This is a genomic window from Bacteroides sp. AM23-12, from assembly GCF_003434395.1.
Lineage (GTDB): Bacteria > Bacteroidota > Bacteroidia > Bacteroidales > Bacteroidaceae > Bacteroides > Bacteroides thetaiotaomicron.
Genome location: NZ_QTLF01000016.1, coordinates 57,270 through 74,525, shown reverse-complemented (window position 1 = coordinate 74,525; position 17,256 = coordinate 57,270). Strand labels below are relative to the sequence as shown.

At 44.8% G+C, this 17,256-nt stretch carries 8 protein-coding genes; 6 read left to right on the top strand and 2 right to left on the bottom strand.

The features are described 5' to 3' along the window. Positions 1-163: 163 nt before the first annotated feature. A complete protein-coding gene (gene xyl3A, locus DW640_RS14170) occupies positions 164-2,755 on the bottom strand; it encodes a xylan 1,4-beta-xylosidase (protein ID WP_117578543.1) in 2,592 nt (863 codons plus the stop codon). Between the two features lie 463 nt (positions 2,756-3,218). Continuing rightward, positions 3,219-3,794, bottom strand: coding sequence for an RNA polymerase sigma-70 factor (locus DW640_RS14165; protein ID WP_032814138.1), 576 nt, complete (start codon positions 3,792-3,794; stop codon positions 3,219-3,221). Between the two features lie 194 nt (positions 3,795-3,988). Between DW640_RS14165 and DW640_RS14160 the strand changes: the two genes are divergently transcribed. From DW640_RS14160 to DW640_RS14135, 6 genes are all read left to right on the top strand, one after another. After that, positions 3,989-4,897: a FecR family protein gene (locus DW640_RS14160; RefSeq protein WP_054960460.1), complete on the top strand. Its 909-nt coding sequence runs from the start codon at positions 3,989-3,991 to the stop codon at positions 4,895-4,897. A 58-nt stretch (positions 4,898-4,955) separates the two neighbouring features. Next, the gene (locus DW640_RS14155) at positions 4,956-8,333 is read left to right on the top strand and encodes a TonB-dependent receptor (RefSeq protein WP_117578541.1); all 3,378 of its coding nucleotides are present in this window, start codon (positions 4,956-4,958) and stop codon (positions 8,331-8,333) included. Between the two features lie 12 nt (positions 8,334-8,345). Next, positions 8,346-10,280 (top strand): RagB/SusD family nutrient uptake outer membrane protein, encoded by a 1,935-nt coding sequence (locus DW640_RS14150; protein WP_117578539.1) that lies wholly within the window; start codon positions 8,346-8,348, stop codon positions 10,278-10,280. A 37-nt stretch (positions 10,281-10,317) separates the two neighbouring features. Further along, positions 10,318-11,214 (top strand): DUF4959 domain-containing protein, encoded by an 897-nt coding sequence (locus DW640_RS14145; protein WP_008761774.1) that lies wholly within the window; start codon positions 10,318-10,320, stop codon positions 11,212-11,214. 7 nt (positions 11,215-11,221) lie between these two features. Continuing rightward, complete coding sequence (locus DW640_RS14140) at positions 11,222-14,128, top strand: M60 family metallopeptidase (protein WP_117578537.1); 2,907 nt, start codon at positions 11,222-11,224, stop codon at positions 14,126-14,128. Between the two features lie 186 nt (positions 14,129-14,314). Continuing rightward, positions 14,315-17,131: a TonB-dependent receptor gene (locus DW640_RS14135; protein WP_055229163.1), complete on the top strand. Its 2,817-nt coding sequence runs from the start codon at positions 14,315-14,317 to the stop codon at positions 17,129-17,131. The last annotated feature ends 125 nt before the right edge of the window (positions 17,132-17,256 follow it).

Sequence of the window (17,256 nt, the reverse complement as noted above, 5' to 3'; positions counted from 1 at the left end):
GAGTGTCAAAAGTCAATAGTAACGAAACTGGGGCTGACAAAAAAGTCGGCAGTATCTTAAATCTCCTCCTTCGGGAAGGAGGAGTACCCGCAGGGGGAGGTGGTAGGTGAATACACAAGCTATTGCTACTGACTTTTGACACCCCCATTAATGAGTAATATTATTACCGAAGTGTTACACTCAATTTATTCCCCGAAGGTATATCCGAACTATTGCCATACATGATTTCATATTTTCCGGGCATAATACGCATAGTATTTGTAGTCGGATCAAAGAACTCAAATGTAGTTGGCAAAAGATCAATAGATACAACACAAGTCTCTCCCGCCTTCAGCGGTACCCGACGGAAAGCGCGCAAACTCTTTATCGGCCCTTCCGCATCATCTACTTTGCGGACATACACCTGAATAACTTCAGCTCCATCATACTTCCCTGTATTCTTCACATTGACTTTAAAATTCAAATCCTGTCCGGCAGATATAGTTTTCTTATTCAAACGTCCTTTGGAAATATCGAAAGTAGTATAACTCAATCCGTATCCAAAGGGAAACAAAGGAACTTCCGTCATATATCTATAGGTACGGTTCTTCATACTGTAATCTTCAAAATCCGGCAACTGGTCCGTATTCTTATAAAAAGTAACGGGCAGTTTTCCACTCGGATTAAAATCTCCGAACAGAACGTCCGCCACAGCCAATCCGCCAGACTGCCCGGGATACCATGCCTGCAAGATAGCATCACAAGACTCCATCTCAGGAACCAATGCGACTGCCGATCCGGAACAGTTGACAAACACCACCTTCTTCCCTGCTTTCTTCAATGCTTTCAGGATATCACGCTGCACTTGCGGTAGTTCAATTGAAGTACGGTCGCCGCCAGCAAATCCGGGACTGTTAACGGAATACATCTCTTCGCCTTCCAAACTCGGCGAAATGCCACCTGCGAAAATAACAATATCCGCTTCTTTGACTCTATCGACAACCATCTCAGGTGAAATATGACGATAAATACCCAAATCAAATCTAAGCAATGCCTCCGCACCTGCCTGCATATATTCTATTCTGATCTTATAATCTGTTCCCGCAGTCGCTTTCAGTGTATAGTCTCTTTTAGCACTGGCATGTTCTCCCCAATAGTCAATCACCTTTTCACCGTTCACATATACCCGATAGCCATCATCTCCTTCAATCAGCAACTCATAAGCTCCACTCTCTTTCGGACGAAAACTTCCTTCATAAACAGCAGTAAAATTATATAAGCCCACACCTGTGGCAAAGGCCGTATTCCCACCATTACTCAGATTAATCGGAGAAGTAATCTGACTTGTAGCCGCTACATCACCACTCAAATTCATATTATTCCAGTAGGTAGCTGTCAGACCGGGACGCCCATTGTTGGAGATCTCATTAAAATAAGATTCAAAAATCCGATTATCCAGCAACTCACATCCTTTCTCAAAAGGTACATCGCCTATCTTGCAGCGAATCCCTTCCAAAATAGTATATGTATGTGAGGGTACACCTTCATAGTTTCCCCATTGCATCACCGAATCAACCGCATTCGGTCCCATCACTGCGATACGTGCCCCTGTTTTTGCCAACGGAAGCACGCCATTATTGCAAAGCAATACCATAGATTTACGTGCCAGATCCAACGCCATCTGTTTGTGCAAATCACAATCCACAGTATCTATACTAATTCTGCTCCAGGGAACAATAGAATCCGGATCCATCTCGCCCAAAGCAAAACGGGCTTTCAACAAACGATGCAAACTTGTGTCTATACGTTCTTCTGTGATTAATCCCTGCTTTACTGCTTCCTCCAAATGCGAATATATCGAACCACATTCAAGATCAGTTCCATTGATCACAGCAGAAGCACTGGCATCGGCAGCATCTTTATGTGTCTCATGGCGGCCTTTCACAAAAAAATCATCAATAGCACCGCAATCACTTACAACCAAATGTTTATATCCCCATTCATCCCTCAATATTTGCGTTAACAACCGGTTGCTACCACAACAGGGCTCTCCTTCCAGGCGTTGATAAGCGCACATCACTTCCTTCACGTCTGCCTCTTGCACCAAAGCCTTGAAAGCCGGAAGGTAAGTCTCCCATAGATCACGGGGAGAGAGGTCTTCTACATCAAAAGAGTGACGTTTCGCCTCAGGACCACTATGCACTGCATAATGCTTGACACACGCATGAGCCTTGTCATATTCGGCATCTGCCGGCCCCTGCATTCCCTTTACTACAGCTACTCCCATACGGGTAGTCAGATAAGGGTCTTCGCCGAAAGTCTCCTGTCCCCTTCCCCAACGCGGATCACGGAAAATATTCACATTCGGATTCCAAAAAGTAAGCCCTTCGTTTCCATATCCATAGCGATTACGGCGATGGGCATCGTGGAATTTAGCACGTCCTTCATCACTAACGGCAACATACACTCTTTCAATTGCTTCATCATCAAAGGTAGATGCCATACCCATAGTTATCGGAAACACTGTAGCCAGTCCATTACGGGCAACACCATGCAAAGCCTCACTCCACCAATTATAGGGAGCTACTCCTAACCGTTCTACCGCAAAAGAAGAATTTTTCATTAATCCTATTTTCTCTTTCAAAGTTAATCTCCCTAATAAGTCTTCCGCACGCTCTTCGGGAGTAAGTTTCGGATTCTTATAAGGTTCATTCTGCGCGAAGCTGCCCATCGACGCAACGATACTCAAACTTAAAGTTAACAGTACTTTTTTCATTTTGTCCAAATTAATTAAAGCTTTATTTATTATGTTACCTTGCAATTTCACATCGGAAAACTACATTCTAATCATTGCTTTCAAATACAATAACTATGATCGGGGAATGCTGTCTGATTTATCTGTTCAAATGGAAACGCCTAACTTGAAACAGCGATGAATGATAAATGTAGTGCAAAAAAAGCTGCTATACCAAACTTTTTTCCAACTATTTTTATTACTAAATAATTTTTGCGAATCAAAGCTTATTACTATCAGCCTCCAAACTTGATTATAGCCAAAAGTACATGAGTTTCTATTACATCATTAATAATCTGACTACTTCAGAAAGTCTATCTGAAAAGAAAAGAGGCTATTGAAAATACAGATAAAGTAACAGCCTGCTAAGAACAGCAAGAAAGAAGATAAGTATATTCCGACACTATATAAATAATGAGAAAGAAGGAATGTCTTATTTTTATAACTAAAATGAAAGAAGCGACAATAGAATCTCCCAACCTCGCTTCACCTTATCTTTCAAGAATTTCAAGGCCTTACCCATATGTATTTCTACAGTCTTCTGACTAATACCAAGCCTCTCGGCTATCTCCTTGTAACTCAGGTTTTCTTCACGGCTCAACAAGAAACACTTTCTTTGTTGTTCAGGAAGTGAATTGATTAACCGATCAATGAATATTTTTAGTTGAGAAGCGCAATAATCTTCCTCCACAGTAGTGGAGTTATAATAACCTTCGTTTCCATAGGCTACCAAAACAGAGGTTTTGAAAAGATTCTCATTTACTCTCTTCTTATTTTTATTAAATACGATGTTTCGGGTAACAATAAAGAGAAAACCTTTGATATTTTCATCTTCCTTCAGTAAATGCCTTGATTCCCACAACTTCACAAACACATCCTGAACAATTTCCTCTGCATCAGCAATTGTAGCGATGTACAATCGGCTAAAGTCATAAACCTGACTCCAATACTCGTTATACAAATCTATAAACGCTTGATGATCACCGCCCTTAATAGCCAATACTCTTTCTCTTTCGTTCATATTTGTGCAAATATTAGTGACAACAAAGCTATACATTATTTGAAAGATACAAAAATAAAACACATTTTTTTTATATCCGATAGGGGTAAATGTAATATGGGGAGTATTTAGTATGTAACCGAAGTCAATAACGATCATTATCACTAATATACAAAGACGTGAATTCAATAGAACTCATTAATATTATAAAAAAGATGTTAGCCGACAGACTGACAACTTCCGAAAGGGAACAGCTTCTCAATGAGAAGCCTATGGTTAACTTTCAGTCTCAACAATGGGATAAAGCTCCTAAAGCTCATATACAAGATCATGTTCCCCCGCACACCATACTCAATAAGATTATGGTCAGATGCCGGAACGAAAAACAGCCTTTAGAGAGAAACAAGAAATACTATCGTATCGGATATTCCATCGCTGCCACTGTTGCCATCTTCATTATCGGCTTTTGGATTGCCAACAATATTTCATCATCCGACATTAATATCAGTGCTCCAATGAATGATAAGCTGGCAGTCATGTTACCGGACAGTTCGGAAGTATGGCTCAACGCAGCTTCCCAAATTCGCTATCACAAGTCATTCCTGAACAACAGAGAAATCTTCCTGGAAAAAGGAGAAGCTTTCTTTAAAGTGAAAAAAGCTCAGGGAGCACCCTTCAGGGTTTATTTCCGGGAATCGCATATTGAAGTGACCGGAACGGAATTCAACATCAAAGCCGGACACATGGAATCAGAAATTACCCTGTTCACCGGCTCCATCAAATTCCAGGCAGAAGAAGGACAGCAAGAACTGCCGATGAAACCGAACGAACGAATCGTATACAATACCCAAGCCAAATCAATTGTACGTACGCATATAGATATCAACGAGTATGACTGGCGCTCAAGTAAATATCGCTTTACCAACAAGCCATTACAGGAATTCATCAATTTTATCAACCGTTCATACCATGTAAACATCATAATTAAAGAAGAAAAGCTCAAAAAGCTGAAGTTCAACGGAACCATACATAAAGACGAGCCGCTTACCAATATCATCGAAAAGATATGTATCAGCCTCGATTTAAAAGAGAAACAAGAAAATAACGACATCATATTATATTAATACATTAAAAACAAATTATCTATATATTCACTATTAACCTTTTAGAAACATGAAAAACATGCATTTTAGTAACAGCATACTCAGATATGCCGTTCTATTGATTTGCTTCCTTCCAATGGCTCTCTACGCTCATGGCGCACAAGGAAAGAGAATCATTCTCAAGGGTCAGTCCATCACCATGCAACAGGCTATTCAGCTGATCGAAGAAAATAGCCAGTACACATTCTTCTTCAAGTCCGGCGTTGTCGCCAATGACGAGAAAAAGGACTACGATTGCGAAGGAGACATTAATGAAGTTTTAAGAAAAGTATTCAGTAACAGCGGAATTGACTATGTCATCAAGAATAATGAAATTATCTTGAAAAGCGCGAAAGCAGAGACTGTTCAGCAAAAAAGTCAGGGACCGAAAAAGTCGGAAATCGTAGGTGTGGTAGTCGACGCCAATACAGGTGAATCCATTATCGGTGCTTCCGTACAAATCAAAGGGGCTGCTACAGGAGTAATCACCAACATTGACGGAAAGTTCACGATCATGGCTGCTCCTTCGGATGTTATTCTCATTTCTTATGTAGGATACACACCCAAAGAAATCAAGATCGGTTCACGCAAAGTGTTATCCATCGATTTGAATGAAGATGCCAAGCAATTGGAAGAAGTAGTCATCACAGCTTATGGTACAGGACAAAAGAAAGCCAGTATGGTAGGCTCTGTTGAATCTATTAAACCAACTGAATTAAAGGTACCTTCTACCAATCTGTCTACTGCATTTGCCGGACGTCTGGCTGGTGTTATTGCCGTCCAGAAAAGTGGTCAGCCGGGAGCTGATGGCGCCAACTTTTGGATTCGCGGTGTTTCGACCATGAACGGAGTCACCGATCCACTAATCATTCTGGATGGTGTGCAGGTAAGTTCAAGTGACCTGAATAATCTTGATCCCGAGATTATCGATAGTTTCTCTATCCTGAAAGATGCTACCGCAACAGCGATGTACGGTACCCGTGGTGCCAACGGTGTGATGATTGTAACCACCAAATCGGGTATGAATCTGGATAAGCCGATTATCAACTTCCGTATGGAAGCACAAATGTCTCAACCGACCAGTACCCCTAAATTCGTAGACGGTGCCACTTACATGGAACTTTTCAACGAGGCCGTAAACAATGACAATAGCGGTGACGTGCTTTACAGCCAAGATAGAATTGACGGAACACGTGCCGGATTGAATCCTTATATCTATCCGAACGTAAATTGGTATGACGAATTGTTTAAAGACGCTTCTTATAGCGAAAAGTTCAACTTTAACATCCGTGGCGGTGGTAAACGTGTAGACTACTTCTCCAGCATCTCTGTCAACCACGAATCCGGTATGTTGAAGAATCGTTCAAAGGATTTCTTCTCCTATAATAACAATATTGAAATCATGCGCTATAACTTCCAGAATAACATCAACGCCAAATTGAGCAATTCTTCTAAGTTGTCCTTGCGCCTGAACGTACAGTTGCGTGACATGACTACTCCTAACCAGGGAGTAGGAGCCATCTTTACCAATGCCATGAATACATCACCTGTTGAATTCCCGGTATATTTTCCGGATGACGGTGAAACACCTTATATTAAATGGGGAGCTACAGAACGTGTCAACGCCGACTATCAGACCAACCCGGTGGCTCAGGCTGCTACAGGCTACAACAAAGGATTCCAAAGCACAGTCATTGCAGCACTGGAATTTAACCAGAAGTTGGATTTCATCACCGAAGGTCTGAGTTTCAAAGCACTGGCTTCATTCAAGAACTGGTCGAGTTCCGAGAACAAACGTGAAGGGAAGTGGAACAAATTCGCACTGACCGGATACGAAGACGATGGCAATGGTGGCTACACCTACACAACAAGCCGTATTGGAGACGAATATACGACAAACCTGACCGCAAAGAATACAAATTCCGGTGACCGCCGTTTCTATTTGGAAGGAATGGTCAATTACAGCCGTACATTCGGTGAACATGACGTCAATGCGATGCTAATCTATAGCCAGGACGAACTTGTAAACAACACACCGGGCGATGGGAACTTTATCGGTTCATTGCCTCAACGCAAACAAGGTCTTGCAGCACGCGCCTCCTACGCTTATGCCGGAAAGTATATGGCTGAAGTGAACGTAGGATACAATGGGTCGGAAAACTTTGCCAAAGGACACCGTTTCGGTCTGTTCCCTTCCATTGCCGCAGGTTATAACATCAGCGAAGAATCTTTCTTCAAACCTTTGAAAAATGTTGTTTCTAAATTGAAGCTACGTGGTTCGTGGGGTCTGGTAGGTAATGACCAGATTAACGGCAGCCGTTTTATCTACATGTCACAAATTGACCTGGGCGGCAAAGGATTTACAACAGGTGTCAATCAGAATGTGACCTACAATGGTCCCGTTTATCAACGTTATGCCAATGAAGATATTACATGGGAGGTAGGAGAGAAAATTAACTTTGGAGTCGATTTACAATTGTTCCACTCTCTGGACCTGACTTTTGATATCTTCCGCGAAAATCGTCGCGACATCTTCCAGGAGAAAGGGACCACTCCGACATATATGGGTACAGCTACCACTAAAGTATACGGCAACCTGGCAGCTATGCGCAATCAGGGATTTGAATTAGCAGCCAGCTATAACAAGCAGTTCAACAAAAACTGGTTCGTCAGCTTCAAAGGAACTTTCACATATGCGCATAATGAAATCACCCAATATGATGAATCACCGAAATATCCATGGCAGTCAAAAATCGGAGTCAGTGCCAATAAGAATGCCATTTATATTTCTGACGGACTCTTCATTGATGCAGCAGATATTGCCAACCACCAACAACAATTGGGAGCGGCAGTGATTCCGGGAGATATCAAATATATCAATATTTCAAGAGACTGGTACGGATATGATGATAACCTGACAGATACAGACGACTGGGTATGGGCAAAACATCCCGGCGTACCGGAGATTGTATATGGCTTCGGTCCCTCTATTAAATGGAAGAATCTGGATTTCTCCTTCTTCTTTCAGGGAGTAGCCAAAACCTCCTTCATGGTAAAAGATTTCCATCCCTTCGGTGACAGTATGCTACGCAACGTACTTTCATGGGTGGCAGACGAACGCTGGAGTCCCGACAATCAAAACACCAATGCGACTTACCCGCGCTTGTCACGCAAAACCAATAACAATAACAACAAGTTGTCCAGCTATTGGGAGCGTAACGGTGCCTTCCTGAAATTAAAGAATGCTGAGATCGGATATACCTATAAGAATATGCGTTTATACATCAGCGGTTCTAATCTGATGACCTTTGCTCCGTTCGATCTGTGGGATCCTGAACAGGGTGGTGGCAGTGGTCTTTCATATCCGACCCAGCGCGTATTCAACATTGGATTCCAAATGACTATTAACAACAAATAATACCTTAAAGATATGAAAAAGAATACACTATATCTATTTATCCTCTTATTGATTACAGGGCTGAATACTTCCTGTAACTATCTGGATATCGTTCCCGACGAAACAGCCACGGAAAAGGATGCCTTTGCCAATCCCCGTGCTGCACTGCGATATTTATATTCCTGCTACGGATATCTGCCTCAGTCAAACATGGTTCAGTCATGTATGGACTTTACCGGTGACGAAACGATCAGCCCGTTTGCCGAAAGTTACGTAAAATTCGCTGAAGGTTCTTATGACTCAAGCAATACAATTATCAGTTATTGGAATACACTGTTCCAGGGAATACGTCAATGCTATTTGCTGAAAGAGAACATCAACTCCGTACCTAAAATCAGCCAGAATGAAATCGATCTTTACACGGCAGAAGCCGACTTCCTGATCGCCTATTTCCACCTCCTTCTGATCAAATGCTACGGACCGACCATCTTGGTGAAAGAACTTCCGGCACTCGACACTCCCGCAGATAATATGCTCGGACGTCGTCCGTACGACGAATGTATCGACTGGGTTGCCGACTTACTTGACGATGCAGCCACCAGACTTCCTGCCACACGCAATAGTTCGGATTATGGGCGTGCCACGAGCGTCATTGCCAAAAGCTTAAAAGCACGTATGTTGCTTTATGCCGCTTCACCATTATTCAATGGGAACCCTGATTACACAGACTTTAAGAACCCGGACGGCGAACAGCTCATGTCGACCACTTATTCGGAAGAAAAATACAAACGTGCAGCAGATGCAACATGGGATGCCATTCAGGCTGCATCAGGAGCCGGTCACGAGCTCTATATAGCCAGTACTACAAGTAATGCTTATCCGGAACCGACCAACCTGACAGAACGCACACTTCGTATGACTTTCATGGATAGCGAAAACTACAAAGAAGTCATTTTCCCCGAAACCCGTAAAGCAGGTGCTTATGGTATTCAACGTAAATCCATACCTTTCTTCCCACGTGGCTCGTGGAATGGTATAGCCCCCACTATTACCATGCTCGACCGCTTCTACACAGTCAATGGATTACCGATTGACGAAGACCCCGAATTCAATACAAACAACAAACTGGATATCGTAACCATCCCTGAAGGCACTACCTATGCCGAACCGGGAAAAAGAACATTATACATGAACATGAACCGCGAACCCCGATTCTATGCGTGGGTTGCATTTGAGAACGGTTATTATGAATGTCGTACAGACGATAAAAGATATGCTTATCACAAATTCTGGGGTGCTGAGCGTTCTGAAGGAGACAAGTGGTTGACCGGATTTCTGGCAACAGAAAACTGCGGTGTCAGAGCCGATGACGGAAAGATAGTCACTGCGGCACGCTCTCAGAACTACTCCAAAACAGGATACCTGAACAAAAAAGGTGTACACCCAGGGATACAAGCTACCGTTGGTACCCCCGGACCAACGGTAGAATATCCATGGCCTGTGATACGTCTCGCCGAACTTTACCTGAACTATGCCGAAGCCTGCGTAGGATATGGTAAAGAAGGATATCCCGAAAAAGGAATGGCTTATCTGGACAAAGTACGCGAACGCGCCGGACTAAAACCGGTACTGGAAAGCTGGGCAAATGCCAAAGTTCCTTTGACAAGCTATGACGGCCAATGCGGTCCCGACGGCAGAGTGATGAAAATCGTCAGACAGGAACGTATGATCGAGCTTTATCAGGAGAATCATAATTTCTGGGACATCCGCCGCTGGAAAATGGGAGAAACTTATTTCAATGTCAAGGCACGTGGTCTGAACATTCTTGCCGAGACAATGGAAGACTTCGCCAAGATTGTGGAGATACAGGACAAGCGTACATTCGATGCACCCCGTCAGTATCTGATGCCTATTCCGGCAGGTGAAGTAAGCAAGAACCCGAACATGGTGCAGAATCCGGGCTACTAATCAATGATGAATAACAATTATTAAAAACAATCTGATCATGAAAAAGATACTTATAACGATATGTCTTATCGGAGGATTAGCCATGCTCTGGTCTTGCAGCGATGACAAAGATTCCTATCCGGTACCCAGCGACATCGAAAATCTAAAAGCGACTCCCGCTCCGGGACAGATTACCCTGAGCTGGACCAACCCTGCCGATGAAAACTTATATTATGTACAGATAGAATATACAATCGGAGCCACAGGAAAGTCATACAGAAAACAAGTCAGCCAATACGCCAGCGAATTGGTAATAGACAATCTGCTCCAAAAGTACGGTGAAATAGACTTTACTGTACAAGCCTTCAATCGTGGCAATACGGCAGGGCCCAGCCACCAAATAACGGCTCAGGCAGAAAAAGCCAACCCTACTTTCGGCACTCCCGTAAAGATAGATCTGGACTATAAGAAAATATGGACGAATGCTCCATTTCCTACCCGTCCGATAAAAGACCTGGTAGACGGAAATATAGCAACCTTCTTCCACTCGTGGTGGAGCTCACTAGTGGAAATGCCACATTATCTGGTAGTAGATTTAGGCGAAGAAGTCAGCGCTATTAAATTCCGTTCGACTAATACCAACCGTGCGAACGATAGTTCATGGAAAACGATCAACTTATATACAAGTGATAGTTATAATCCAGCAGAATGGTTTGATGGCGTCGAGAAAATTGATGGCAATACAGTGGATATCTCACAGGCAGGCACCCACAAGGAAACTACCTTAACAGGGCTTCCTAACGGAGTGAGCGAAGTGTATAACTCGGAGATAATTCCGCTGTCAAAACCTTCCCGCTATCTTTGGTTCGAAGTGACAGAGACCACGAAGGGAACCCCTTATTTTGCTTTAGGAGAACTAGAAATCTATCAATGTTCAATGGTCGTACTCGAATAAAAAAAGAATGAAGAAATATATACTGCTTTTCTTTCTATTATCGTTGCTGCCATGCCTGTCTACGGCATGCTCTGACGATGACGGCTCTTCAACCCCCAATTTAACCGTTGGAAAAGAGACAGTTGATTTCAATAGTGAGTCCGGTAGCCAGAATGTAGCTGTTACTACCAATGTGGATATCTGGACCGTCAAATCAGATAAAAATTGGTGCCACCCGTCTGCAGACGGGAAGGCACTGAAAATATCTGTAGACGAAAGTGACGAACGATACGTGCGCAAAGCAACCGTTACCGTTATAGCTGCCGACCAGACAAAGACAATCACAGTACGCCAGTTGGGATACGAAGCAGCCATTTTGGTTGACCAGCCCAGCTTTGAGGTAGGTGTTATCGGTGGAGAAATCCAGTTTAACGTGACGACAAATGTAGAAGTAGCCATCACTTTGCCGGAATGGATTACCGCAAAACCTGCCAGCCGTGCACCGGCCACAGTCACCACCCCCCATAGATATATGGTGAAAGCGACCGGACTTGACAGTCAACGTCATGGCAACATTGAAATAACAGAAGTATTACCGACTATCGATCCCGATACGGAACAGGCAGAACCTGTAAGCGCATTCGTATTTGTTACCCAGAAAGGTCTCAACGAATTTGCCGAAGGCAATGGAGAGGACGTAAAAGGTGATATCAAAATCAAAATAGTGAGCGGGACGGCTTCTTCTTTTCAACCCGGCAGCAACATCGAAAAGTCTTTTGACGGAGATTATTCGACACTTTATCATTCCAGTTGGAGTAATGGTGCAAGCAACTATTTCCCCATCACATTAACCTATAATTTTGAAACAGTCACAGATGTCGATTATTTGATATATCATCCGCGCAACAACGGAAATAATGGTAGACTTAAAGATACAGAAATACAATATTCAGCAGACGGTCACACATTCACAAAACTATTGGATAAAGATTTTCAAGGTTCAGCTACGGCAGGCAAAGTAACATTTGATCAAACGATACAGGCAAAGTCTTTCCGTTTCATCGTAAAAAGCGGTTCCGGCGACGGACAAGGATTTGCTTCATGCGCCGAGATGGAGTTCTTTGCAAAGAATCCCGTGAACTTTGATTATTCGACCCTCTTCACAGATGCAAGTTGCAGTGAACTGAAAACCGGTATTACGGAAGATGACATAGCGCAGTGCGAATACCCGTTCTTTAAAAATATAGCCTACTATATGATTAAAGGCAAGTATCCCGCAGAATTCCGTATCAGCGAGTTCAAGGCATATCCCAATCCGGATATCCAGTCGGAAACCCATAAGACCAACCCTTACAGTCAGTTGGACAATCCGACCGGAATATCGGTCAAGGCAGGTGAAAACCTGATTGTGTTGGTGGGAGACACACACGGATATGACATCGGACTGCGGGTACAGAATCTGGATGCACCAGAGAATGACGGTTTTGGCGGAGTAACCTACTTACTGAATCAGGGAATCAACAAGCTTACTATCAGCGAACAAGGACTGGTGTACGTGATGTACGTCACAAAAACGCTGGACGATCCAGCAGCGGCCCCTGTCAAAATCCATTTTGCATCGGGAAAAGTGAACGGCTACTTCGACTCGCAAAACCCGGAGCATAACGGACGCTGGTCGGAACTGCTCAACAAAGCAACCAACTGGTATTTTGACGTACTGGGGAAATATGCCCACCTCACTTTCGAGACGAGTGACCTCCGGACATACACAGGTTCCAAGGGAGATGAACTGATAGACCTTTATGACAAGATCGTGTACAGCGAGCAGCAGCTGCTGGGATTGGAGAAATACGACAAGATGTTCAGAAACCGGATGTATCTGAATGTCATGTATAAGTCCTATATGTACGCCACAGCCTATCACACAGCCTACAACCGAACAACAATGAATGAAATCTGTAGTCCGGAAAAGCTAAAGACAAGCGCTTGCTGGGGACCGGCACACGAGATAGGACATTGCAATCAGACCCGTCCGGGAGTATTGTGGGGCGGCAACACGGAAGTGACGAACAACATCATGTCCGAGTACATACAGACCACCATTTTCGGCCAGCCCTCCCGCATACAGGTCGAAGACATGGGAATCACCTACCGAAACAGATACTCCAAAGCATGGAGTGGGATTATCGCCACCGGAAGCCCGCACGCCGACTTCCAGAATCTGGGAAAGAATAATGCCAACGATGTATTCTGTAAGCTCGTTCCCTTCTGGCAACTGGAACTCTATTTCGGGAAAGTACTGGGCAGGACTCCATTGCAACAGACGGACAAAGGAGGTTTTTATCCGGAGGTATATGAATACGCCCGTAATAAAGACTACACCGGAATGACTCATGGAGAAATTCAGCTCGACTTTGTGTATGCCTGCTCCAAGATTTCCGGTATGAACTTACTCGACTTCTTCACTAAATGGGGATTCCTGACTCCGGTAGACAAAGAACTGGACGACTACGGGAAAAAGCAGCTGACCGTGACACAAGACATGATAGACGCTCTCAAACAGAAAGTGAACGCACTGGGAGGCACCCGTCCGGATGTCGCTCTAGAATACATCTCAGATAATACGTACGAACTGTATAAAACGAAACCCGCCATCATCAAAGGAGAGAATGCCACTCATGCTCCCAAGACATTTACGGTAGGTTCCGGCGACAATGCGGTGACTTACAACGGTGAGACCATCACGATCAAGAACTGGACCAATGTAGTGACGTACGAAGTGAAAGATGAAACCGACAAATTCATCCTCATCTGCAGCGGCGAAAATGCCCCTTCGTCTGTAGATACATTCACCATTCCGGTTCGCTGGAAAGATGGTTTCCGGTTAAGCGCCGTTTCCGTTACGGGCGAACGTATCGACATTCCAATGAATTGATCGTATCTCAGATACATTCAAGATAACTTTTTATCGGGTTAGGTATCGAAGGGTGTCCGCAGGCGGGCGCCCTTCTTGCGTAACACAATCGTAGCATATTTGTTACGCGTTCTTCAATCAACTGTAAAAAGCAAGAAACGTCAAACCTCTACTTTTGCAGCAAATAATTAACGCACGCTAACATTTATGAAACGATTTCTCAGATTAGTCTCTTTGACTCTTTTAATCATGAGTACAAGCGGAAATACTTTTGCAGAGGAAAAAGTAAACGTAGCCCGACAGGGTACGATCCGCGGACGCATAGTAGACACTTCCAAGCAAATTCTTCCGGGAGCCTCCATCTACATCGAAAAACTACATACCGGAGTGACAAGTGATGTCAACGGTTATTATACATTCGCCAATCTCACACCGGGCACATACACCGTGAAAGTCAGCTACGTAGGCTACTCTCCCGTCGAAATGAAAATCACCATTCCGGCAGGAAAGACACTCGAAAAGGACGTCGTACTCAATGAAGGGCTCGAACTGCAGGAAGTAGTGGTAGGCGGCGCCTTCCAGGGACAACGCCGCGCCATCAACTCACAAAAGAACAACCTCGGAATCACCAATGTCGTTTCAGCCGATCAGGTCGGAAAGTTCCCCGATTCCAATATCGGCGATGCCCTCAAACGTATCAACGGTATTAATGTACAATACGACCAGGGGGAAGCTCGCTTCGGACAAGTCCGCGGTACCTCCGCCGACCTCAGTTCCGTGACCATCAACGGCAACCGCCTCCCTTCTGCCGAAGGCGATACCCGTAATGTCCAGCTCGACCTCATCCCCGCAGACATGGTGCAGACAATCGAAGTGAACAAAGTCGTTACCTCGGATATGGACGGAGATGCCATCGGCGGCTCCATCAATCTGGTGACAAAAAGCACTCCTTACAAACGGATGTTCAGCGCCACAGCAGGAACCGGCTACAACTGGATCAGCCAGAAAGCACAGTTGAACTTAGGATTTACCTACGGCGACCGTTTCTTCAATGACAAACTGGGAATGATGGCCGCCATCTCTTATCAGAACGCTCCGTCAGGATCGGACGATGTGGAGTTTGAATATGACGTCAACAAAAAAGGCGAAGTAGTCATGGTGGAAGCACAGAAACGCCAGTACTACGTAACCCGCGAACGCCAAAGCTACTCACTGGCTTTCGACTACGACATCAACCCGAACCACCGGCTGACGCTGCAAGGTATCTACAACCGTCGCCACGACTGGGAAAACCGCTACCGCGTCACCTATAAGGATTTGGATAAGACAGGACTAGACGACGAAGGAGATATGCAGCAATCCGCCCAGATCGAGACAAAAGGAGGAACACCCGACAACAGAAATGCCCGTCTGGAATTACAACAGACAATGGACCTCAGTCTGAGCGGTGAACATCAGTTCGGAAAGCTGTCCGTCAACTGGGGAGCTTCCTACGCCCGTGCCAGCGAAGACCGTCCGAACGAAAGATACTTCAGCCTGAAACAGGACTTCCTCGGCTTTACCGTCGTAGATGCCGGCGACCGTTTCCCTTACGTGACTACGGACGTCAACTTGCACAACGGAGAAGCGGACGGCGAAAGGGGCAAATGGAAAGTGAAGGAACTGACCGAAAGCAACCAGGAAATCTACGAAAAAGACCTTAAGTTCAAAGTCGACTTCGAACTTCCGCTGACAAACGGTATCTATGGTAACAGCCTGCGGTTCGGAGCAAAGTACGCCTCCAAGACCAAAGACCGCAACACCCTTTGCTATGATTACGCAGATGCGTACAAGGACGCTTTCGACAAGGATTACATGAACAACCTCACCAGCCAGATTCGTGACGGATATATGCCGGGAAATCAATATAAGCCGACCGATTTCGTATCCAAAGAATACCTGGGTTCACTCGACCTCAGCAGTATGGAAGGCGAACAGGTACTCGAAGAATCCTCCGGCAACTACCACGCCCGTGAGAACGTAACTTCCGCCTTCTTCCGCTTCGACCAGAACTTGGGAAAGAAGATAAAAATGATGGCAGGCTTACGCATGGAAGCCACCCACATCAAATACAACGGCTGGAACTGGAACGTAGCCGACGACAAAGACGAGACAGAAACTCTCGAACCTACCGGAAACCATAAGAACAGCTATGTCAACTGGCTCCCCAGCCTCTTGTTCAAATACGATGTGAACGACGACTTAAAGCTCCGCACTTCGTTCACCGAGACACTGAGCCGCCCGAAATACTCTGCATTGATCCCCTGTGTCAACATCAACCGCAGCGACAACGAACTGGTGATGGGTAACTCCGACCTGACCCCGACCATCTCCTACAACCTCGACCTCAGCGCAGACTACTACTTCAAAAGTGTCGGTCTGATCAGCGCAGGTATTTTCTACAAAAAGATCAATGACTTTATCGTCGATCAGGTTATCGGTGACTACACCTATCAGAACAACGAATACAAGAAGTTCACCCAACCCAAAAACGCCGGCGACGCCGACCTGCTGGGCGTAGAACTGGCCTATCAACGCGACTTCGGCTTCATCGCCCCCGCACTGAAATGTATCGGTTTCTATGGTACGTACACCTACACCCACACCCAAGTGAACAACTTCAACTTCGAAGGTCGTGAGAACGAGAAAGACCTGTCCCTGCCAGGATCACCCGAACATACAGCCAATGCTTCCCTTTACTTCGAAAAGAAAGGCTTCAACGTACGCTTCTCCTACAACTACGCTTCGAGCTTCATCGACGAAATGGGAGAAGTGGCAGCCCTCGACCGTTACTATGACGCAGTGAGCTACATGGACCTGAACGCCAGCTACACCTTCGGCAAGAAGATAAAGACCACGTTCTATGCAGACGCCACCAACCTGCTGAACCAGCCTCTTCGTTACTATCAGGGAACCAAAGACCGCACCATGCAGGCGGAGTACTACGGTGTAAAGATTAATGCCGGCGTAAAAGTTAACTTCTGACAATGCGAAAAGCGAAAACCTCCGTTCCTAAGAATGGAACGCCCCGTTGGTTTTAAAGGAACGGGGTCTTGGTTTTAAACCAACGCCTCGTTCCTTTAAAACCAAAAGAACAGAGAATTTCAGTC